Source organism: Streptomyces barkulensis (assembly GCF_002843305.1).
Classification (GTDB): domain Bacteria; phylum Actinomycetota; class Actinomycetes; order Streptomycetales; family Streptomycetaceae; genus Streptomyces; species Streptomyces barkulensis.
Map to the genome: position 1 here is coordinate 1 of NZ_PGSG01000020.1, position 21,122 is coordinate 21,122.

Here is a 21,122-nt window from a genome sequence, read left to right on the forward strand (position 1 = left end):
CTGGCCCCGTCCCGGTAGACGGTGTAGCCGGTGGCGCCGTCGACGGCGTTCCAGTTCAGGGTGACCGAGGAGGAGGTGGTGGCGCCGACGGTGGGTGTGCCGGGGGCGGCCGGGGGCTGGGGGTCGGGGTCGGGCTCGCCCGGGTCGCCGCCGGGGCCGGTGAGGGAGACGTCGTCCACGTGGTGGGCGCTCTGGCCGTACCAGCCGTGGGTGTGGACGGTGACGGAGGTGGTGTCCGGGCCGGTGGTGAAGGAGGTGCGCAGCTGCTGCCAGCCGGTGCCGCCCGGGGTCCAGGTGGAGACGTCGGTGGTGCCGGTGCCGGACGCGCCGAGGTAGACGTAGGAGCCCTGCACCCAGGCGCTCAGTTCGTACTGGGAGTCCGGCTGTACGGTCACGGTCTGGGTGCATTTGGCGTTGTCGCTGCCCGAGGGGGTGGCCTTCAGGGCCGCCGTGCCGCCGTGGACGGGGGAGGAGACGGTGGTGCCGCTGCCGGCGGAGCAGGTCCAGCCGTTCAGGCCGGACTCGAAGCCGGCGTTGCGCACCAGGTTCGGCTCGGCGGCTCCGGCACTGCCCGAGAGCCCGCCGAACGCCACCGCGCCGAGGGCGACAGCCCCGGCGCCGAGGGCCGCGGTGATCCTGGTGCGGGCGCGCGCGGTACGGCGCGCGCCGGGCGTCGCGTCTCTCCCGCCGCCTGTGGTGTCTGTTCGCGTCCTGCGTTCCACTGCTGCCTCCGTGCGTAGGGGGTGAGCGCGCGTGGGGGAGACGGTGGCCACCGTGCTGAGCCGGAAGAATGGTTCAGACCAATGGGGATGTCAAGAGGGGGCGGAGCTTTCCGTGACATACGCCGCGGCGCGGCACGCTCCCCGGGCGGTTCCCGCAACCGGCTGGCGGAGAAAGGGAGTTCACAAGGCCATGGCGAACGCCGGGGCGGGCCGCGGGACGGTGGCGCTGTCGCCGATCCTGTCCGGGTCCGCCTCGGCTCCTCGCGCCCCGAGGAACCGCGCGTCGCTCAGGGTCTCCTCCTTCAAACAAACGGGCCCGAAGCCCTTTGTGATGACGGAAAGTGCGCGGGGGAGGGGGTGTGGCCCGGTGCCCGGTCGGGGACCTGGCCTTTTGCCGGACCGGTTCGGCGCCGGGGGTGATCGGTGTCACCGACAGTGTAAATTCACGGCTCAACCAATTGCGTTCGCGTGGCGCCCGGTGAAAACGGAGCTCGGGGAATTCCCCGCGAGTCCGCACGGGAAGCGGCCCGTGGGGTGCCGTTGCGTCACCTTGTGTCCGCCTTTGGCCAGAGGGGGCGGTGAAAGCGCATCCGCCGGGCTTCGGTGACTATTCTCTGCCGCTTAAGGCGCGGATAAGCTGCTGAGTTGACGAGCCGTATAGAACTCGGCAGGCCGGAGCAGTTTTGAACGGGGAACCTCGGATGCCCACCGCGATAGCCGTCACCAGCGCCGATCTGGTGCTGCCGCCGCCGGATCCGCACACGCCGACGGCACACGTCCTGACGCCTCCCGACCGGCAGCCGCTGGACGCCGCCCTCGCGGAGACGCAGGTCCTCGTCGAGCGGCACGGCTACGTCGTCGTGCTGTACCAGTCGTCCGTGCCCGCCTCCTTCGTGCGGCGGCTGCACACCGTCCGCTCGATGCTGGAGAGCGACCGCATCGCCCTGCTGGGCACGGACCTGCCGCCGCTGGCGACCGGCGTCCTGGTGCACCAGCTGCGCCAGCTTTCCACCTGCGGGTTCAGCCCCGGAGTCCTCGGAGCCGCCGCGCGCCTGCTGGCGCACTACATCCACGCCGGCGCCCTGCTGAACTCCGTCACCGGACTCGACCACGTCCCGGTCAGCCTCAAGGCGCACGCCAGGTCCTGGATGCCCGGCACCCAGTTCGGGGTGCTCGCCGCCCCGGCCCCGCAGATGATCAGGATCGGCGACGGCGGCACGCTGCCCGGCCCGGAGTTCCCCACCCGGCTCACCTGCGCCGCCGGCCAGCTCTCCCCGGACTGGGTGACCGGCACACTCGCCCCGCAGTGGCGGGTGACGGACGTCCGGGAGGCACGGCTCCCGGCGGACTCACCGCGCTGGTGGGGCACCGGGAAGATGGTCGAGTTCGCCGCGTCCATCCCGGACGTCTCCGTCCTGTACCAGCTCGTCAGCTCGGTACGGCGCGACGAGTGCCGCTGGTGCGGTCTCGAACTGATCGGCGACCGCTGCGTCTTCTGCTCCTCGCCCGTGACACCGCCCGAGAACCGGGGCGGAACCGTCGACGTCGTCAGTCAGGGGGCTTCCGTATCCGGCCGGCCGCACTGAGCAGCGCCGCCGGCCGCACCGCAGGTCCTGTGGCCCGGCCACACGCGGCCCGCATGAACCGCCCAACGCCAACGTCCCGAACGAGGTAGTCCGCAACCATGAACTCACGCCAGCGCCGCGGTGTCATCCTGCTGCTGCTGTCCGTCCTGTGCGCCTTCGCGGCCTTCGCGGGCGTCCTGTCGGTGATCAACGACGTGGAGTCGAAGGTCGGCCCGGAAGTCACGGCGTACCGCCTGTCGAAGAACGTGCCGGCCTACCGGGCGCTGGACGAGAGCGTCGTGGAGAAGGTGAGGATACCCAGGCGCTGGCTGCCGAGGACCGCCGTCACCGCGACCGACGAGTTCAGCGGCAAGATCGCGACCAACCCGCTGAAGAAGGGGTCGCTCCTCCAGAGCGACATGATCACCGACCAGCCGGAACTCCGCGAGGGCGAGCAGGAGATCGCCATCATGATCGACGCGGCCACCGGCGTCGCGGGCAAGATCCGGCCCGGCTCCACGGTCAACATCTACGCCACCTTCCAGGACAAGAAGGAGAACGAGATCTCCCGGGTGATCGTCAGCAACGCCCGCGTCATCGACGTCGGCGAGCTCACCCCCATCACCAAGGAGAACGGGGACATCAACCGCGAGTCCGAGGCGGTGCCGATCACCTTCGCGCTCAACACCCTCGACACCCAGCGTGTGGCCTTCGCCGAGTCCTTCGCCGTCAACGTCCGGCTCGCCCTCGTCGCGCCCGGGAGTGACACGACCATCTCCGAGGAAGAACGCACTTACACCCTCGTCGGAGACAGGTGAGTCAACGGATGGTCACGAGAATCCTCCCGGCCGTCGGCGACGCCGACGCGGCCCGGTCCGTCTCCACACTGCTGAGCCAGCTTCCCGACACCGAGCCGGCCCAGCCGGTCGGCGACTCCACCCTGCTCCTGGACACCCTCGCGGCACTCGCCGGCGAGTCGGTGGGCGACCTGCCCGAGGTCGTGCTCGTCCACGAGCGCATCGGGCCGGTCCCCGCGCTGGAGCTGATCCGGGAGGTCGCGCTGCGCTTCCCGGCGGTCGGGGTGATCCTGATCAGCGCGGACGCCGGCCCCGCTCTGTACTCGGCGGCCATGGACTCCGGCGCACGCGGGCTGGTCGGCCTGCCGCTGTCGTACGACGAGCTCTCCGCACGGGTCTCCGCCGCCGCCCAGTGGGCCGTGGGAGTGCGGCGCCACCTGGGTTCCGGCACCGACGTCTTCAGCGGCCCCGGCGGCACCGCGGTCACGGTCAGCGGCGCCAAGGGCGGAGTGGGCACCACCCTGCTCTCCGTCCAGCTGGCACTCGCCGCCCGCGCCTCCGGAAGGAGCGTGGCACTGGTCGACATGGACCTCCAGGCCGGTGACGTGGCGTCGTACCTCGATGTCCAGTTCCGCCGCTCGATCGCGGACCTGGCCAGCATCGCCGACATCTCGCCGCGCGTCCTCCAGGACGCCCTCTTCTCCCACCCCACCGGCCTCGCCCTGCTCCTGGCCCCGGGCGAGGGCGAACGCGGCGAGGAGGTCGACGAGCGAGCCGCCCGCCAGATCATCAGCGCGCTGCGCTCCCGGTACGAGGTCGTGGTCGTCGACTGCGGCACGCAGATGAACGGGGCGAACGCCGCGGCCGTGGAGATGGCCGACACGGCGGTGCTGGTCACCACCCCCGACGTCGTCGCCGTCCGGGCGGCCAAGCGCATGATCCGGCTGTGGGACCGGCTGCAGATCCGCAAGGCGGAGGAGACGCTGTCCGTCGTCAACCGGCACACCCGCAACACCGAGATCCAGCCCCCGCTCGTCGAGCGGATCGTGGGCACCCCGGTCGCCCGCGGCGCGATCCCGGCCGGCTTCAGGGAACTCCAGGCGGCGGTCGACTCCGGCCGGGTGCAGGACCTGGACTCCCGCGGCTCCGTCAGGCAGGCGATGTGGGCCCTGGCGGGAGAACTCGGACTGGTCGACACGGCCAGGGCCCAGCAGGGCAAGGGCGGCAGGTACGGGGACAGGGGATCGATCGGTCTGCTCCGCCGCCGCGGCGGACGCCGTGACAACGACACCACCGAACCGAGCGGGGGTACCGGCTGATGGGGGAAGCCGACACGGGGACGGGACGGGGCCGGACCGCGGCGCGCTCACGCACCGGCGGTGACGAGGGCCAGGTGGCCGTCGAGTTCATCGGCATGCTGCCGGTCATCATCGCCACCCTCGTGCTGCTGTGGCAGTGCGCGCTGCTGGGCTACACCTACACGCTCGCCGGCAACGCGGCCGACAAGGCGGCGCACGCCGCGGCCGTGGCCGACCTCCGCAGGGAGAGCCGGGGCCAGGCGTGCGAGCGGGCGGGCAAGGAGGACCTGGAGGGCGACTGGAGGAAGTCGGCGAGGACCGACTGCTGGGTCGACTCCGGGCTGGTCAAGGCGGAGGTCGGCCTCAAGGTGCCCGTCCTCTTCCCCGGGATCGCCGACTTCCCCTTCTCGGTCACCGGGAACGCCGCGGCGGCGAAGGAGAACTGAAGCCATGGTGCTGCGCAGACGACGCTCCGACCGCGGGCAGGTCGCGGTCGAGTACATCGGCATGCTCCCCGTCCTGATCCTGGTCGGGCTGGCGCTGATCCAGTTCGGCCTCGCCGCGTACGCGATCCAGCAGGCGGGCACGGCGTCCCGCGCCGCGGCCCGCATGGCCTCGCACGACCGTCCCGAAATGCCCCCCGCGCAGGCCGGCCGGGAGGCGATGAGCGACTGGCTCGCGGACGGCGCCCGGTTCCGGCAGTGGGCCGGCGCCCACGACGAGGTGAGGGTGACGGCCACGGTCAGGATCCCCTCGATCATCCCGGGGGTCTCCTTCGGCGACACGGAGCGGACGACCACCATGCCCCGCGACTGACGGCGGCCGGCAGCGGCGGACGGCGGGGACCGGAAGGAGAACTGGAGCCATGAGCCTGAAGGCACGCATCAACACCCCCGAGGCGACCTCGAACCAGCAGGAGGAGAGCCACCTCGTCGCGGTCTACCGGGCCAAGCTGCTCGAGGAGATCGACCTCGCGGAGATGTCCTCCCTCGCGGCGACGGAGCGCCGCGTCCGGCTGGAGCGCGTGCTGGGACACATCATCAGCCGCGAGGGCCCCGTCCTGTCCACCCACGAACGCGCCATGCTCATCCGCCGCGTCGTGGACGAGGCGCTCGGCCTCGGCATCCTGGAACCGCTCCTGGAGGACGCCTCCATCAGCGAGATCATGGTGAACGGCCCCGACCAGATCTTCGTGGAGCGGGGCGGACGCCTGGAACTCCTGCCGATGCGGTTCGCCTCCCACGAGCAGCTGATGCAGACCATCGAGCGCATCGTCTCCACCGTCAACCGCCGCGTCGACGAGGCCAATCCGATGGTCGACGCCCGGCTGCCCTCCGGCGAGCGCGTCAACGTGATCATCCCGCCGCTCGCGCTCTCGGGCGCGACCCTGACCATCCGGCGCTTCCCGAGGGCCTACACCCTGCAGGAGATGATCGGCCTCGGCTCCCTCGACGAGCACATGATGATGCTGCTCGCCGGACTGGTCCGGGCCAAGTTCAACGTGATCGTCTCCGGGGCCACCGGCACCGGGAAGACCACGCTGCTCAACGCGCTCTCCGGACTGATCCCGGAGGGGGAGCGCATCATCACCATCGAGGACTCGGCGGAGCTCCAGCTCCAGCAGACCCATGTGATCACGCTGGAGAGCCGGCCCGCGAACGTCGAGGGCAAGGGCCGGATCACCATCCGGGACCTGGTCCGCAACTCCCTGCGCATGCGCCCCGACCGGATCGTCGTCGGCGAGGTCCGCGGCGGCGAGACGCTCGACATGCTCCAGGCGATGTCCACCGGCCACGACGGCTCCCTCGCGACGGTCCACGCCAACAGCGCCGAGGACGCCCTGATGCGGCTGCAGACCCTGGCGTCCATGTCCGAGGTGGAGATCCCCTTCGCCGCGATCAAGGACCAGATCAACAGCGCCGTGGACGTCATCGTCCAGCTGACCCGCAGCGCCGACGGATCCCGGAGGATCAGCGAGATCGCCCTCGTCGACTCGCACGGCCGGGAGGACTACAGGATCGTCACCGTGTGCCGCTTCGACGCCCTTCCCATGGGCGGCGACGGCCGGGTCCACGGGGAGTTCGCCCACTTCCCGCTGCCGCGCCGGATCGCCGAACGCCTCCGTATGAAGAACGAACCCGTCCCACCCGCCTTCGGAGTCGCCGCCGGCGAGGAGCAGCTCGCCGTGCGCAGGACCCCCTCCTGACGACCCCCTCCCGACACCGCCCACACCGAGGAAGCCTCCACCGGACATGGACAATCTCGCACTGCTGACGATCGGCGTCACGCTGCTGTGCTGCGTGCTCGCGGTCACGGGTGTGCACGCGTACGCCTCGGGGAAAGCGCAGCACGCCGAGCTGATCGACCGGCTCTCCCACACCGGGCCGACGCGGACGTCCGGCCGCCGCCGCAACTTCCAGGGCGTCGACCGGCGGCTGCGCGGCACCCGGTTCGGAAGGAGGATCGAACTCAGGCTCGCGGCCACCGGCCTCGACCTGACCCCGGGCGAGTTCTTCGTCTACATGGTCGGCTCCGTCATCGGCCTGTGGCTGATCGCCTCCACCCTGCTCGCGCCCTTCTTCGGACCCATCGCGGCCGTCATCGCCCTGTGGGGCTCCTTCACCTTCCTCAACTGGCAGCGGCAGAAACGCACCGAGCGGTTCATCAACCAGCTCCCCGAGCTCACCCGCGTCCTCGCCAACGCCACACAGGCGGGACTCGCGCTCCGCACCGCCATCACCATGGCCGCCGAGGAACTGGAGGACCCGGCCGGCGAGGAACTGAGCCGGGTGGCCGACCGGCTCGCCGTCGGCCACACCCTCGACGACGCGCTCGGCGAACTCGCCGAACGCCTGCCCTCCCGCGAACTGGCCGTCCTGGTCACCACGCTCGTGCTGTCCAACAGGGCGGGCGGCACGCTCGTCAGCTCCCTGCACAACCTCACCCAGACCCTGGAGGACCGCAAGGAGACCCGGCGCGAGGTCAGGACCCAGCTTTCACAGGTCACCGGCACCGCCTACATCGTCCCCGCGATGGGCCTGGGATCCCTGCTGCTGATGGACGGCATCTGGGACGGCGCCCTCGACAAGATCACGGCGTCCCCGCTGGGCCAGGGGGCGCTGATCGTCGCGATGGTCTTGTACGGCATCGGGTTCTTCCTCGTCCGCCGCTTGGGCAAGATCGAAGTCTGAGAGGACACGGACATATGGGACTCCTCCTCGCCGCCGTCATCGGCCTCTGCGTCTACGGAGCCATCGCCGGCATACGGCTCTACCGCGCCGAGGCCAAGCTCCCCGGGGACCTCGCCATCGCGCTGGAGGTCGGCTCCACGCGGACCGGCGCCGTGGGCTCCGGCATCGACCGGATGGGCATGCGCTACGCGCCCATGGTGCTGCGTCTGATGGGGCCCGGCCGGGTCAACAAGGTCCGCAGGAGGATCGACATGGCGGGCAACCCCGGCGGCCTGACCATCGACCGCTACGCGGCCCGCCGGGCCGTCTACGGCTTCCTCGGCGGCCTGGGCGCCCTGGTCATGCTGGCCAACGGACACACCGTCCTCGCCATCGGCATGATCGCCTTCGGCGCCTTCTGGGTCGAGGTCGGCATCTGGTCGGCCGTCCGGGAGCGCCGCAGGGCCATCGACCGGACCCTCCCGGACTTCCTCGACGTCCTCGCCGTCGTGGTGTCCGCCGGTCTCGGCTTCCGCCAGGCACTGGAGCGCACGGCCGAGAAGTACCAGGGCCCCTGGGCCGACGAACTGCGCATCACCCTGCGCCAGATGGACATGGGCGTCAGCCGCCGGCGGGCGTTCGACGAACTGCGCAGACGCAACGACTCCGAACAGGTCGCCCAGTTCGTCACGGCCCTCCAGCAGGGCGAGGAGCTGGGCGCCCCGATCGTCGAGACGCTCATCCAGATCGCCAACGACATGCGGCGCACCGACGCCCAGAACGCCCGCCGGGAAGCCGCCAAGGCCGTGCCCAAGGCCACGTCCATCGTCACCATGCTGATGGTGCCCGCCACCATCATCCTGCTGGGCACGGGCATGTTCCTCGGCACGGGAACCGGCCTGTAGACCGTACGCGCCGCCGGGCCACCGGGCCGCCGACAAGTGTGAGGGGGGAAACGTGTCGATGCCGTTCACGTCGGCGGGGTCGCCGGGATCCGCCGTCGCGGGCAGCGGCGGTACCGCGCCGCGGGAGAAGCCGGCGCCCGCGCCCGCGCCCGCGCTCAGGATCCAGATCAGCGCGCTCCAGGCGCTGTGCCGCCAGGTCTTCGGCTTCCGGCTGGGCATGATCGTGCTGACCACCCCCTTCGCCCTGAGCGGCACGAGGCCGGGATGGCCCACCTGGCTGGTCGGCGCGGCGATCGTGTTCACCTTCATGGGCTCCTACCTGCTCTTCCGCGACTGGGAGCGCTTCGGCCCCCTGCTGCTCCGGCACCCCGCGCTCCTCGGCGTCGACGCAGGCTTCGGAGCCCTCCTGCTGTTCACGGCCACACCGGCCAGTCCGCTGAGCTACGTCACGATCTGCACCCCGCTGCTCGCCGGACTGGTGTACGGATGGCGGGGTGCGGGCTTCTTCACCGCCCTCACCCTGCTGGTCGTGGCCGTCGCGTACGCGGGCAACGGCATGCTCGGCGCGTCGCTCGCCGCCACCGCGTTCCTGCCCGGGGTCTGCGTTCTCGCGGGCGCGGTGGGAGTCACGCTGCGAAGGCTGATGCTGCGCTTCGGCAGCGCCACCGAGGCCCTGCTGGAGATGCGCTCCAGGCTGGCCGTCACCGAGGCGGTCGAGCGCGAACGCGCCCGGCTGGCCCGCGAGATGCACGACTCGGTCGCCAAGACCCTCCACGGTCTCGCCCTGGCGGCGGACGGACTGGCCGGCTCCGCCGACCGCATGGACCCCGGCGCCCTCAGACGGCAGGCCGAACTCGTCGCCCGGTCCGCACGCCGCGCCGCGGTGGAGTCCCGGGAGCTGCTGTCCGATCTGCGCCGCGACTCGGGTCTGGACGGCGGGGTGGACATCGCCGGCGAACTGTCAGCCCGCACGGCGGACTTCGCGCGCCGGACGGGCCTGGAGGCCGTCTTCCGCCTGCTGAACGGCGCGCCCGTGCCGACGGTCCCCCAGGCGGTGGCCAGGCAGGTGCTGACCATCGCCTCCGAGGCCATGGAGAACGCGCACCGGCACGCGGACCCCACCCGCGTCGACGTCTCGGTCGGGGTCGTCGACGACTCGCTGCGCATCAGCGTCTACGACGACGGACGCGGCCTGCCGGCGGGCACCGACCTCGAACAGCTCAAACGCGCCGGGCACTTCGGACTCGTCGGCATGGTGGAACGCGCCGCGGGAATCGGCGCGCGCATCCGTGTCGGCAGGGGGAGGGCGACCACCGGAACCGAGGTGCGTCTCGACCTTCCCACGGCCGCCCTGCTCCCGGAGGGCCTGGCCGCCGTCGCCCAGCGGCACCGGCACATCCGCTCCTGAACGACCGTTTCCCGTCCCACATCCGAGAGGAGGCCGCACCATGCCTGACGATGTCCCCCACGCTTCGGGGCAGCACCGCCCCGCGTCCCCGTACGGCACCGATCCCCGTCCGGGGCACACTCCGGACCGCGCTCCCGCACCTTTGCCGACGGCGCCCGACGACGGTCCGTCCCTGCCTCCGGCGCCCGCCGCCGCACCGCTGCGGATCGTCGTCGCCGACGACAACCCGGTCGTGCGCGCGGGCCTGACCGCACTGCTCCAGGGGCGCGACGACATCCGGGTGGCCGCCGAGGCGGCCGACGGCCGTGAGGCCTACGAGGCCACCCGGCGGCACCGGCCCGACGTGGTGCTGCTGGACGTCCGGATGCCGGGCGTCGACGGCATCTCGGCCCTGCCGCACCTGGTGCGCATGGCGCCCGTGCTGATGCTCACCTACAGCCGCGAGAGCGAGGTCGTCCACGAGGCGCTGCGCCTGGGGGCCGGAGGCTATCTGGTCCACGGGGAGTTCACCGCCGGCCAGCTGGTCGCGGCCGTCCGCGACATCAGGGAGGGCCGGGCCCACTTCACGCCCACGGCCTCCAACGCCCTCCTGGCCGGCCTCCGCGGCGGCGCGGTGGCCGCTCCGGGACAGCCGCTGCCCGAAGGGCTCGGCACGGCCTTCGCCGACTCCGGCCACCAGCCCGCGGCCCCGGGGCGGGAGCATGCAACCGCACACGGTCATTCGGAGCAAACCCCTCATCCGGTATCGAGTCAACTACGCTCTTTTGGAGAAGGATCCACATCGGATGTGCCACATTCATTCCAAGATACTTCGCACAAGCAATCCAATATGGCACAGTCGGTTCCCGCCCGGGGAGTGGCCGGGGCGGAACGGTTCGGCCTGAGCGGCAGGGAGGCGGAGGTGATGGACCTGATCGCGTCCGGCCTGACCAATCCACAGATCGCCGCCGCCTGCTTCATCAGCGAGAAGACGGTCAAGAACCACATCAACCGGATCTTCGCCAAACTGCACGCCGGAAGTCGCAGCCAGGCCATCGCGGTCTGGCTGGGCACGGCGCGAGGGGGGTTGGAGGACCGTGGCTGATCACATGACGGGCCACGGGGCCCGAGCGGCGGCGAAGGAGTTCCAACTCCGGTTTTGGGTCCGTACTTGGGTCCACGGACCCATGCGGTCCGATGGTGTTCCGGCGTACGTTTCCCATGTCGCGGGCGGTACCGGTCAGAAGGAGGCCGGAAGCGCGGGCGGCACCGCAGAGACCTATCCGTCGGCCGTGGACCGGTCGACCGGACTTGGAGGGGAACACCATGAAGAACACCGCTCTGAAGCTGGCGACCGACACCAGGGTTCGCGTGAACGGCTGGGCCGACACCACCATCGAGGCCATCTCCCGCCGCGGCGACAAGGGCCAGACCGCGGTCGAGTACATCGGCATGCTGATCGCGATCATCGCGATCATCGCCGTGGTGGCGGGCATGACGGACATCGGCGACACCATCGGCAACAAGATCAAGGAAGCCGTCGGCAAGGTTGGCGGCGGCGGCGAGTGATCGGATCCGTGGCCCCACGGAAACAGCGCGAGGCAGGGCAGGCCGTCCCCATCTACATCACGGTGGTGGCGAGCCTGCTCTTCCTCGCGCTCGCGTATTTCGTGGTCGGTCAGGCCTCCGCCTCCCGCAACGGCGCCCAGTCGGCGGCCGACGCCGCCGCCCTGGCCGCCGCCCAGGACGCGCGGGACCAGCTCCGCCGGGGTCTGCTCGCCTCGGTTCTGAATCCCCGGAGCTGGGACGACATCCTCAGCGGCAGAGGATTCGGAACATACGGTGCCTGCAGGGAGGCCCAGCGTTTCGCGGCGCAGAACAAGTCCGACATAGCCCCGGGCGGCTGCCGTCGGCTGACCGACGGACGTCCGGGCTTCACCGTGAAGGTGAAGACCCAGGAGCCGCTCGGGGAGACCGTCGTCCCGGGCACGGAGGACATCCACATGACGGCGGAGGCCGTCGCGGTCATCGAACCGCGCTGCACCTTCAAGCCCGATGAGGAGAAACCGGAGGACGGGGAGGACCCGGACAACGGGGGCGGCAACGAAAAGCCGGTCTTCCCGGGCAAGCTGACGTGCGACGGCAGGGACCGGTTCATCGACCCGGAGAACCTGGACTTCTTCCCCGACGCGGCGGATCTCTTCACCGTTCGGCTTTCCGACTGACCGACAACGCGACCCACGAGCAGAGGACCAGTAGCAATGAGTATGTGGCAGATCCACCAGGTGCGCCGGGCCGCCGTGGCCGTTACAGCGGCAGCGCTCACCTTCACGCTGTCCGCCTGCGGTGGTGGTGACGGCGAGGACAAGGTCGCCGACAAGCCCTCCGCCGAGCAGACGACCGGTTCCCAGGACGAGGGGACGGGAGGCAGCGGCGAGGTGGCGGACGACAGCAAGGTGATCGTCACGCTCAAGGGTCCGGAGGACATCGTCCTCGACATCAATTCCGTGGTACGTGATGCCGGAGGGTTCGTCACGGTCAACGGCGTACTCAAGAACACCGGGGGCAAGGAGTTCTACGAGACTTCACTCTGGACCGGTCCGGAACTCGATCTCAAAAAGGGTGCCGGCGGCGGCTCCATGGGCGGCGCATCGCTTGTGGACAAGGCGGAGAAGAAGCGCTACTACACGCTGCGGGACACCGAGAACCGGCCTCTGGCCACCATGGGAATCCCCAGCGTCAAGGCCAACTCCGAGCTGAACGTCTTCATGCAGTTCCCCGCGCCGCCGGAGAACACCACCCACGTGGATCTGCAGATCCCGACCTTCCAGCCGGCCACGGTCGAGATCACGGGCGGGTGACGAGATGAACGCTTCCCGATCCCCGTTCTGGACGGAAGTCCGCAGAAACGGCACCGTGTTCGCGCTCTCCGCCCTCCTCGCCTCAGGGATGACGGTCGCCGGTACCTCCCCGGCAGCCGCCGACGACATCGCACCGGCGCTCTCGGTCTTCGAGGGAGAGGTCGACATAAACGACCCCGATCTCAAGCTGCCGGACGGCGCCACTCTCGCCGAGCCCAAGGTCCTGGAAATCAAGCAGGTCGTCGGTGACGAGGCCGGTGAGGAGAAGCGGGAGGACTCCGAGTCCAACACCAAGTTCACACTTCAGGCCGAAGTGCTCTTCAGCAAGGACAGCGCCAAGCTCAGCCCCGAGGCGAACGACAGGATCAAGGGGATCGCCGAGGAGATCGAGGAGCAGGGCGCCACGGAGGTGAACGTCTTCGGGTACACGGACAACCTCGGCTCGTACGAGCACGGCAGGGTCCTGTCCAAGAAGCGCGCCGAGGCGGTGCACAAGCAACTGCTCAAGGACCTCGGCTCCGGTATCACGTTCAGTATCCGCGGTTACAGCGAGGACAACCCGGTCGCCGACAACTCCACGGAGGAGGGAAGGAAGAAGAACCGCCGGGTGGAGATCTCCTTCCCCCGCGGCGGCTGATTCCGGCGCCGGCCCGTCCGAGGCCGGCGCCGCACCCCCACAGATCCGGACCGGTCGCCGCACCGGCGGACCGGTCCGCCCGTACCGCCCGGCCCCGCCCGTACCGCCGCCGTCGCCACAAGCCCATGTGCACAGGAGCACCGCCGCCATGAAGACACACATCTCCCGCCTCCTGCCCGCGGCCGCCGCCGCCCTTGCGCTCGGTTTCGCCTCCGCCTGCGGCGGCCCGGGTTCCGCGGACGGGGAGGACGCGAAGGAGGCCGGGCGGGACGGGAGGTCCTCGTCCGCCGCTCCGGCCCCGACGCGGACCACCCCGGCCGAGCCGGCCAGGACCCTGTCCCGGCAGGAGCTGGAGAAGGCGGCGCTGAGGACGGCGGACGTGTCCGGATACACCGTCAAGACGCCCTCGAAGGAGGAGGTCTCCGGTGCCGGCCTGGAGAAGGCCGACCGGGCCGAGTGCCGGCCGATCGCCTCGGTGATCGGGGGCGCGCCCGAGCCGGAGCCGGCCGAGATGGTCTACCGGCAGCTCATCACCACGTCCGAGGACGAGGAGGCCGGTGGGCTGATCCTCTTCGAGATGCTCGGCGCGTACGAGCAGGAGTCCGCGAACCGTCTGATGGAGGGGCTGCGCAAGGCGGTCAAGGCGTGTGCGGACGGCTTCACCACCAAGACCGGCGGTGACACCAGCAAGTACTCCGGCGTCACGGAGCTCACCGCCCCCACCGGCGCCGACGACGCCCTGGCCTATCAGGTGGACGGCGACTTCGAGGGTGACAGGGTGCCGTTGCTGTTCAAGGTGGTCCGCTCGGGCTCCAGCGTGGCGATCTTCTACTCGATGAACCTGATGGACTTCGCCGAGCCCGGGATTCCGCAGTCGGTGGTCGCCGCCCAGATCGAGAAGCTGGAGCGGTAGGGCGGGGGAGGGCCGGCCGGAGGATTTTGGGGCCGGCGCCTCCGGGGCCGGCTGACAGGTGTCGATCCCGCCTCGGTACAAGGGCGTTGGGCCCGCTTTTGGGCCCGCGGGCCCATGCTTCCCGGGTGGCCGCTCAATAGCCTCGCCGGTATGTCGGGACTCGTATCCTCAGCGCCTTCGGACCACGGGCACACCGGGCGCACACCGATGCCGGGCGCGGTGGTCGCGGCGAGGCTCGTGCTCCTCGTGCTGCTGGGCCTGTCGGTGGCGGACGCGGCGGACGCGGCGGACGCGGCGGACGGTGCGGACGGTGTGATCGGCCGGGCGGTGGCGTACGCCCTGGTGCCCGGGGTGGCCGGGGCACTGCTGGCGGGCCGGATGCGGACGGCCGGGCGGCCGGCCCGGGCGGGCGTTCACCTCGTTCAGGCCTGGGTTCTGGTCCTGGCGTGGCAGAACACCCGGGACGGCCTGTGGTGGGGACCGGTCCACCTCGTTCTGCCGCTGCTGGTGGTGGCGCTGCTCTCGGCACCGCGTGCGCGCTCCTGGTTCGCCCTGGCACGGGAGCGGAGGGCGCCGCGCCGGCCCGTCTCCCCGGCGCGGATGCTGGGGTTGCGGTACTCGGAGGGGGGTCAGACCTCGACGGAGTACGTCGGGATGGTCGTGGTGGTGGTCGCGATCGTCGGTGGTCTGGTGGCGGCGGGGGTGACCACCGAGCTGGGGCAGTCGATCGGGGCGAAGATCTGCCGGGTGGTGGGCGGGGAGTGCGGTTCCGCCGGTGAGCAGCCCGTCGCCGACGGCCCCGGCGAGACAGACCCCACCGGCGGCCCCGGCGAGGACGGCGGCTACTCCGGCGACGACCCCGACGCGGACCGGGCCGCCGCGGACGAGCCCTACTCGGAGGGCGAGCTGCCCGACTCCCCGGAGGACACGGAGTACCGGGAGGCCCTGAAACAGGTTCAGGACCTCGAGGAGGCGCTCAAGGGGGACGAGGAGAAGGCGAAGGAGGCGGCCGAGGAGCTGGCGAAGATCCTCGCCGAGGAACTGGGGATCACCGACGCGCTGGACTGCATCACCGAGGGGGACGGTGCGGCGTGCACGGAGACGCTGATCAACGTGCTGACCTCGTTGATCGGTGGCGCGGTGGGGAAGCTGGCGGCGAAGTACGGGGCGCCGTGGAAGTGGAAGAAGGCCGTCGAGCTCGTCAGGAAGATCAAGAAGCACGGCGGTGACCTCTACGACGGCCTCGAAGGGATCATCGACAAGTCCGGGAAGCTGAAGAAGGCCCGGCAGCGGCTGAGGAAGGCCGAGAACGCCTGCGACCACAGTTTCCTGCCGGGTACGCCGGTGCTGCTGGCGGACGGCGGCCGCCGGGCGATCGAGGAGGTGCGGGCCGGGGATCTGGTCACGGTCACCGACCCGTACCGGGGGCTGACGACCGTCCGGCCGGTGGCGGGGACGATCACGACCGAGGACGACAAGGACTTCACCCGGCTGACGGTGCTGGTGGGCGGGCGTGCTTCCACGCTGACGGCGACCGACACCCATCCGTTCTGGCTGGTGGACGAGGCGCGCTGGGCGGAGGCGGGTGAGATCCGTCCCGGGGACGAGCTGCGAACACCCCGGGGCTCCTCCCTGCGGGTGACGGGGGTCGAGCACTACGAGCGGCAGCAGCGCACCCACGACCTGTCCGTCCAGGACATCCACACCTACTACGTGGAGGTGGGCGACGCCGCGGCCCTCGTCCACAACTGCCCGGCCGGGAAACCCGGAACCGCCAAGCCCGGCGACTACAAGAAGTGGCCGAAGCCTTCCTGGTACAAGGACCTGAAGAACCCCAGGCGCGGCTCCAAGGACAGGGGCGACGGCGCGTGGGGTTCGAGGAAGCGGGCCGCGAACTCCGAGGCCGCCGAGCGGTGGATCCGGTACCAGGAGCAGGTGTCCGGGGTGAAGCGGGGCAAGGAGTACCTCGTCAAGAACCCCAGGGGCGGCCGGGACGTCGAGTTCGACGGCTGGGACTCCCAGCGGCAGACGTACCTGGAGGCGAAGTTCGGCTACGGGAAGTACGTGAAGGACGGCGAACTCCCCCAGGACGTCCGGGACCGGTGGGTCAAGCAGGCCCAGACCCAGGTCAACGCCGCGGGCGGCAAACCCGTGGAGTGGCACTTCTCCAACAAGAGCGCCGCCGAAGCGGCGCAGGAGGCCTTCGAGGACGCGGGTATTAACGTGAAGGTCGTCCACACGCCCGTGAGGAAATAGGACCGGAAACCATGATCAATGTCACGGTACGGGGCTTCTGGGGACCGAGGGAGGAGAGCCCGCGCGAACTGGCCGACCGCTGGCTCGACTTCCTGGCGCGGCTGAAGGAGGTCGACGAGGAGGTCTTCGCCGACTGGCGGGAGACCGCCGGGGCCGGGCCGCAGGCCCCGCGGGCCGCGCTCGACCCGGAGGGGTTCGCGGCGTACATCGTCCGCGGCGACCCGGACCCCGACGCGTACCCCGTCGGATACCGGACCAGCCTGTGGACGCGGCGGGAGGGGAGGCCGAAGGCCGAGATCGGGGTCTCGGCGGGCGGTGTCGCGGACGGCGTCCCCCAGAGCGTGGTGCTGAAGCTGCGCTCCGGGGACGCGGAAGAGGACGACCCGCTGGTCGGCCGGCTGCCCCGCGCGCTGGCAGCCCTCGCCGACGCCTGGGACCCCGACTGGGGGGACTTCGCCGACCGCGCCCTGATGACCGCGGTCCGGGAGGCCTTCGACCTGGACAACGCCGGCCCGCGGTGCGGCCGGGCCGTCCATCTCTCCGCCGGCCGCGCGGCCCTCGTCCCCGAGGGGCTGCCGGGCAGACGGCTGCCCGTTGCGCACGGCGGGGTGGTCGTGGACCTGTCCGGTCCGGGCGGGGAGGCGCCGGGGACGGATCTGGTGCTCTCGGTGAACGAGACCCTGCGCGGGACCGGGGCGCTGGCACCGCTGCCGCTCCCCATGGACCGGCCGAAGCTCTGAGGAACCCGCCGGCCGCCGGCCCGGGACCGGCGGCGCGTGCGCTTGGCCTCACGCCTCCAGCGTCACCCGCACGCCCGGCCGCAGCCCCCAGCGCGCCATGGCGCCCGCCTCGGCCTCCAGCACATGGCGGGCGCGCGGACGCGGGAGGCCGAGGCGGCCGGGCCGCATCGTCCGTACGGCCAGTACGTTCAGCCGGCGGTCGAGGTAGGCGACGTCGATCGCGAACCGCATCCGGAAGGTGTGCACGCTGTTGGCGGGCGTCAGCAACAGCGCCCCGCCGATGCCGTCGCGCCCCAGCAGGCCGCGGGTGCGGGCCCGGTAGGAGGCGGCGATCTCCACCGGCACGCCGGCCGGCTCCGCACCGCCCTCCTCCGCGACGCGCAGCGTGCCCCTGCCGTCCTGCCAGCGCACCATGTCCGGCCCTCTCGTCGCGCCGCCCGTCCGTTCGCGCAGCGCCGTTCTACCAGAAGGGGCGTGCGCGGGACAGCAGATGGGCCCGGGCATGGGCCCTGGGGCCCATGCCCGGCGCGGCCGCCCGCCGTACGCTCGCCGCGTGCGCCTGACACTGATCGTTCTCGCCGCCGTCTACGGCACCGCCGCCGGGCTGCTCGTGCCGCGTGCGGCCTACCGGCTCGCCGTCGAGGCGGGAACGCCGTGGCGTACGCACTGCCCCGCCGGGCACAGGTTGCCGGGATGGCTCGGGCCGGCCCGGTGCGGGGAGTGCGGGAACGGGCGGGACGGGCTGTACGGGCCGGGCGCCACGCCGGCGGCGGCCGTCACGGCGGTGGTGTGCGCGCTGGTGGCTGCGGCCGTCGGGGGGCGGCCGGAGCTGGGCGTGTGGCTGCTGCTGGTGCCGTGTGCGGTGCTGCTGGCGGTCGTGGACCGCAGGGTCCACCGGCTGCCGGACGTGGTGACCCTGCCGCTCGCCGCGTGCAGCGCCGTCCTGCTCGGGGTCGCGGCCCTGCTGCCGGGAGCCGGCGGAAGCTGGGTGCGCGCACTGCTGGGCGGGGCGGTGCTGGGCGGGGCGTATCTGGTGCTGTTCCTGGTCAACCCGCGCGGCATGGGTTTCGGGGACGTCAAGCTGGCGGTCCCGGTGGGGGTAGCCCTTGGGTGGTACGGCTGGGGCGTGCTCCTGGGGGGAGCGTTCGCGGGCTTCTTGTTCGGCGCGGTCTACGGGATGTCGCTGGTCCTCGCCCGGCGGGCGAGCCGCAAGGCGGCCATGCCGTTCGGGCCGTTCATGGTGGCGGGGGCCCTCGTGGGTCTGCTGGCGGGGGGACTGACCGTGTGAACCGGGCCGCGGTTGCGCGCGGCGCGGCGCGGCAGGGGCTATGGTGGAAACCCCCCCTCGGGCCGGTCCGTATCCCCCCCACGGACCGGCCCGCTTCGTATCCGGGCCCGTCCAGGCCTCCGTCTCCCGGCCGCCATCCCGCCCCCGCCCCCCGCCCCCGCCGCGGCCGGCGGCCCTCGCTAGCCCTCGCTGCTGAGGGCCCAGATGTTCGCGCCGGGCGCCGAGACCGCGTAGGCGTCGATCTCCGCCAGCTCCTCCTCGGTCAGGTCCGGACTCCGCACCGCCGCCACGTTCGCCTCCAGCTGCGCCACGCTGCTCGCGCCGATCAGCGCCGATGTCATCCGCGGATCCCGCAGCACCCAGCTCAGCGCGAGCTGGGCCAGGGTCTGGCCGCGCCGCTCGGCGATGGCGGCCAGGGCGCGCAGCCGTCCGACGACCTCCTCGGTCAGCAGGCCCGGGTCCAGGGAGGTGCCCCGGGCCGCGCGGGAGTCCTCCGGGACGCCGCGCAGGTACTTGTCGGTGAGCAGTCCCTGGGCCAGCGGGGCGAAGGAGATGCAGCCCATGCCCTCCGTCTCCAGCGTGTCCAGCAGGCGGTCGTCCTCCGTCCAGCGGTTGATCATGGAGTAGGACGGCTGGTGGATCAGCGGCCGCACCCCCATCTCGCGCAGGATCCGCGCCGCCTCGCGCGTGCGCCGCGCGCTGTAGGAGGAGACGCCCACGTACAGCGCCTTGCCCTGGTGGACGGCGGACGCCAGCGCGCCCATCGTCTCCTCCAGCGGGGTCTCGGGGTCGTAGCGGTGGGAGTAGAAGACGTCGACGTACTCCAGGCCCATGCGCCCGAGCGATGCGTCCAGGGAGGACAGCAGGTACTTGCGCGATCCCCACTCGCCGTACGGCCCGGGGTGCATCAGGTAGCCCGCCTTGGTGGAGATCACCAGCTCGTCGCGGTAGGGGCGGAAGTCGCGGGCGAGCAGCCGGCCGAAGCCCGCCTCGGCCGCTCCGGGGGGCGGGCCGTAGTTGTTGGCCAGGTCGAAGTGGGTGATCCCCAGGTCGAAGGCGCGGCGCAGGATCGCCCGCTGGGTGTGAAGCGGCCGGTCGTCGCCGAAGTTGTGCCACAGGCCCAGGGAGATCTCCGGGAGCAGCAGTCCGCTGCGGCCGGCGCGGCGGTAGCGCATGGTGTCGTAGCGGGAGTCGTCCGGGCGGTACGGGGGCGTGTCGTTCATGGGCCCTGCCTATCACTGTCTTATCGCCGTTCTGTGACATTCCCGGCTCGTGCGGCCGCACGGCGGAGCAGTAAGGTGCTGAGGACCTGTCCGTCCGGTTCTTCGCGGCCCGCCCCGGCCGGGCGCGAGCCGCGGTCTCCCCCACACCCCTCCCGGGTCCGCCCGGGCGAAGGCGCCTTGGCGGGGTGAGAGGGGCCACAGGGCACCGCGGGCCGATCCGCGAGGACACGACCGGACAGGACCTGGCGCTCGGGACCTGCATGGAGGGGCTGAACAAACCGATGCTGCAATCTTCCCGGGGACGCACCCGGTATCCCCGGTGGCTGCGCCGCCTGGTCTACAGGCTCTACGCCCACCGGGTGGAAGGGCGTCTCGACCACGAGCAGGTGCCCAAGCACATCGGCGTCATCCTCGACGGCAACCGCCGCTGGGCGCGCGCCTCCGGCGGCACGACCGAGCAGGGCCACCAGGCCGGGGCCGAGAAGATCCGCGAGATGCTGGGCTGGTGCGCCGAGACGGACGTCGAGGTGGTCACCCTGTGGCTGCTGTCCACGGACAACCTCAGCCGGCCGGCCGAGGAGCTCAGGCCGCTGCTGGGCATCATCGAGGACGCGGTGCGCGACCTGGCCTCGGACGGCCGCTGGCGGGTGCACCACGTCGGTACGCCGGACCTGCTGCCCGACCACACCCAGCGGGTGCTGAAGGAGGCCGAGGAGAGCACCCGGGGCAACCGGGGCATCCTCGTCAACGTCGCCGTCGGCTACGGCGGCCGGCAGGAGATCGTGGACGCGGTGCGCTCCCTGCTCGCCGACCGGGCCGCGCGGGGCGCGACCCTGGAGGAGCTCGCGGAGGACCTCGCCCTGGAGGACATCGCCGAGCATCTGTACACGCGCGGGCAGCCCGACCCGGACCTGGTGATCCGCACCAGTGGCGAACAGCGGCTGTCGGGTTTCATGCTCTGGCAGAGCGCCCACTCCGAGTACTACTTCTGCGACGTGTTCTGGCCCGCCTTCCGGAAGGTGGACTTCCTGCGCGCCCTGCGCGACTACGCGGCCCGCCACCGCCGCTACGGGGGTTGACGGACGCGGATCCCCGCCGCGGCCGGTGTCCCCCGTCCGGGGGACACCGGCCGTTCATCGGGGTTCTCCTTCGTGGATACCCCGTCCTTTGGGGCGGGGAGGAAACGAAGCTCCTGCGGAGCAGGGCAGGGGACGCCGGTTCGCCGTCAGGGCGGACCGGCGTCCACCCGCAACTGCCCACACTCCGTCACAAACTGATGGGGTAGTATGTGAACCGTGAAGACCACCCACGTGAAGCGGGCTTTCAAGTACCGCTTCTATCCGACCGATGCGCAGGCAGC

At 71.5% G+C, this 21,122-nt stretch carries 23 protein-coding genes; 20 read left to right on the plus strand and 3 right to left on the minus strand.

Features of this window, described 5'->3' with window-relative positions:
- On the minus strand, positions 1-722 hold a 722-nt coding region (locus tag CUT83_RS04260; protein WP_439144993.1), incomplete at its 3' end, for a carbohydrate binding domain-containing protein.
- A 701-nt stretch (positions 723-1,423) separates the two neighbouring features.
- Here CUT83_RS04260 and CUT83_RS04265 point away from each other — a divergent pair.
- From CUT83_RS04265 to CUT83_RS04345, 17 genes are all read left to right on the plus strand, one after another.
- A complete protein-coding gene (locus CUT83_RS04265) occupies positions 1,424-2,308 on the plus strand; it encodes a hypothetical protein (protein ID WP_101254534.1) in 885 nt (294 codons plus the stop codon).
- 98 nt (positions 2,309-2,406) lie between these two features.
- Positions 2,407-3,105: a Flp pilus assembly protein CpaB gene (gene cpaB / locus CUT83_RS04270; RefSeq protein ID WP_101254535.1), complete on the plus strand. Its 699-nt coding sequence runs from the start codon at positions 2,407-2,409 to the stop codon at positions 3,103-3,105.
- 8 nt (positions 3,106-3,113) lie between these two features.
- Entirely contained in the window at positions 3,114-4,403 is a 1,290-nt protein-coding gene (locus tag CUT83_RS04275) for a CpaE/TadZ family protein (RefSeq protein WP_101254536.1), read from the plus strand.
- Positions 4,403-4,828 carry a TadE/TadG family type IV pilus assembly protein gene (locus CUT83_RS04280; protein ID WP_101254537.1) on the plus strand — a complete coding sequence of 142 codons (426 nt, stop codon included), beginning with the start codon at positions 4,403-4,405 and terminating at the stop codon, positions 4,826-4,828. Before CUT83_RS04275 ends, CUT83_RS04280 begins: the two co-directional genes overlap by 1 nt.
- A 4-nt stretch (positions 4,829-4,832) precedes the next feature.
- Positions 4,833-5,198 carry a TadE/TadG family type IV pilus assembly protein gene (locus tag CUT83_RS04285; protein WP_101254538.1) on the plus strand — a complete coding sequence of 122 codons (366 nt, stop codon included), beginning with the start codon at positions 4,833-4,835 and terminating at the stop codon, positions 5,196-5,198.
- Positions 5,199-5,247: 49 nt separating this feature from the next.
- On the plus strand, positions 5,248-6,588 hold the full coding sequence (locus tag CUT83_RS04290) for a TadA family conjugal transfer-associated ATPase (protein WP_101254539.1): 1,341 nt from the start codon (positions 5,248-5,250) through the stop codon (positions 6,586-6,588).
- Between the two features lie 46 nt (positions 6,589-6,634).
- Positions 6,635-7,573 carry a type II secretion system F family protein gene (locus CUT83_RS04295; RefSeq protein ID WP_101254540.1) on the plus strand — a complete coding sequence of 313 codons (939 nt, stop codon included), beginning with the start codon at positions 6,635-6,637 and terminating at the stop codon, positions 7,571-7,573.
- A gap of 14 nt (positions 7,574-7,587) precedes the next feature.
- On the plus strand, positions 7,588-8,457 hold the full coding sequence (locus tag CUT83_RS04300) for a DUF5936 domain-containing protein (RefSeq protein ID WP_101254541.1): 870 nt from the start codon (positions 7,588-7,590) through the stop codon (positions 8,455-8,457).
- 58 nt (positions 8,458-8,515) lie between these two features.
- Positions 8,516-9,865 carry a sensor histidine kinase gene (locus CUT83_RS04305; RefSeq protein WP_101254542.1) on the plus strand — a complete coding sequence of 450 codons (1,350 nt, stop codon included), beginning with the start codon at positions 8,516-8,518 and terminating at the stop codon, positions 9,863-9,865.
- Between the two features lie 40 nt (positions 9,866-9,905).
- Complete coding sequence (locus tag CUT83_RS04310; protein WP_101254543.1) at positions 9,906-10,949, plus strand: response regulator transcription factor; 1,044 nt, start codon at positions 9,906-9,908, stop codon at positions 10,947-10,949.
- A 221-nt stretch (positions 10,950-11,170) separates the two neighbouring features.
- Positions 11,171-11,413, plus strand: a complete 243-nt coding sequence (locus tag CUT83_RS04315) for a hypothetical protein (RefSeq protein WP_101254544.1) — start codon at positions 11,171-11,173, stop codon at positions 11,411-11,413.
- An 8-nt stretch (positions 11,414-11,421) separates the two neighbouring features.
- Complete coding sequence (locus tag CUT83_RS04320; protein WP_101254552.1) at positions 11,422-12,069, plus strand: pilus assembly protein TadG-related protein; 648 nt, start codon at positions 11,422-11,424, stop codon at positions 12,067-12,069.
- A gap of 36 nt (positions 12,070-12,105) precedes the next feature.
- Positions 12,106-12,705, plus strand: a complete 600-nt coding sequence (locus CUT83_RS04325; RefSeq protein WP_240957547.1) for a hypothetical protein — start codon at positions 12,106-12,108, stop codon at positions 12,703-12,705.
- A gap of 4 nt (positions 12,706-12,709) precedes the next feature.
- Positions 12,710-13,342 (plus strand): OmpA family protein, encoded by a 633-nt coding sequence (locus tag CUT83_RS04330; protein WP_101254545.1) that lies wholly within the window; start codon positions 12,710-12,712, stop codon positions 13,340-13,342.
- Between the two features lie 148 nt (positions 13,343-13,490).
- On the plus strand, positions 13,491-14,255 hold the full coding sequence (locus CUT83_RS04335) for a hypothetical protein (protein ID WP_101254546.1): 765 nt from the start codon (positions 13,491-13,493) through the stop codon (positions 14,253-14,255).
- 150 nt (positions 14,256-14,405) lie between these two features.
- The gene (locus tag CUT83_RS30730; protein WP_143688489.1) at positions 14,406-16,511 is read left to right on the plus strand and encodes a Tox-REase-5 domain-containing protein; all 2,106 of its coding nucleotides are present in this window, start codon (positions 14,406-14,408) and stop codon (positions 16,509-16,511) included.
- An 11-nt stretch (positions 16,512-16,522) separates the two neighbouring features.
- Complete coding sequence (locus tag CUT83_RS04345) at positions 16,523-17,251, plus strand: Imm52 family immunity protein (RefSeq protein WP_101254548.1); 729 nt, start codon at positions 16,523-16,525, stop codon at positions 17,249-17,251.
- A 48-nt stretch (positions 17,252-17,299) separates the two neighbouring features.
- On the opposite strand, the gene CUT83_RS04350 is transcribed toward CUT83_RS04345, so the two are convergent.
- A complete protein-coding gene (locus CUT83_RS04350; protein ID WP_101254549.1) occupies positions 17,300-17,665 on the minus strand; it encodes a DUF192 domain-containing protein in 366 nt (121 codons plus the stop codon).
- 139 nt (positions 17,666-17,804) lie between these two features.
- Here CUT83_RS04350 and CUT83_RS04355 point away from each other — a divergent pair, with 139 nt between their 5' ends.
- Complete coding sequence (locus tag CUT83_RS04355) at positions 17,805-18,539, plus strand: prepilin peptidase (protein ID WP_101254550.1); 735 nt, start codon at positions 17,805-17,807, stop codon at positions 18,537-18,539.
- 179 nt (positions 18,540-18,718) lie between these two features.
- Here the strand turns inward: CUT83_RS04355 and mgrA are convergent, their stop codons facing one another.
- Complete coding sequence (gene mgrA / locus CUT83_RS04360) at positions 18,719-19,762, minus strand: L-glyceraldehyde 3-phosphate reductase (RefSeq protein WP_101254551.1); 1,044 nt, start codon at positions 19,760-19,762, stop codon at positions 18,719-18,721.
- A 281-nt stretch (positions 19,763-20,043) separates the two neighbouring features.
- On the opposite strand from mgrA, the gene CUT83_RS04365 reads away from it, so the two are divergent.
- Both CUT83_RS04365 and CUT83_RS04370 read left to right on the plus strand, forming a co-directional pair.
- Positions 20,044-20,841: an isoprenyl transferase gene (locus CUT83_RS04365; protein ID WP_093848148.1), complete on the plus strand. Its 798-nt coding sequence runs from the start codon at positions 20,044-20,046 to the stop codon at positions 20,839-20,841.
- A gap of 231 nt (positions 20,842-21,072) precedes the next feature.
- The coding region (locus CUT83_RS04370) for a helix-turn-helix domain-containing protein (protein WP_241524766.1) at positions 21,073-21,122 on the plus strand (50 nt) is incomplete at its 3' end.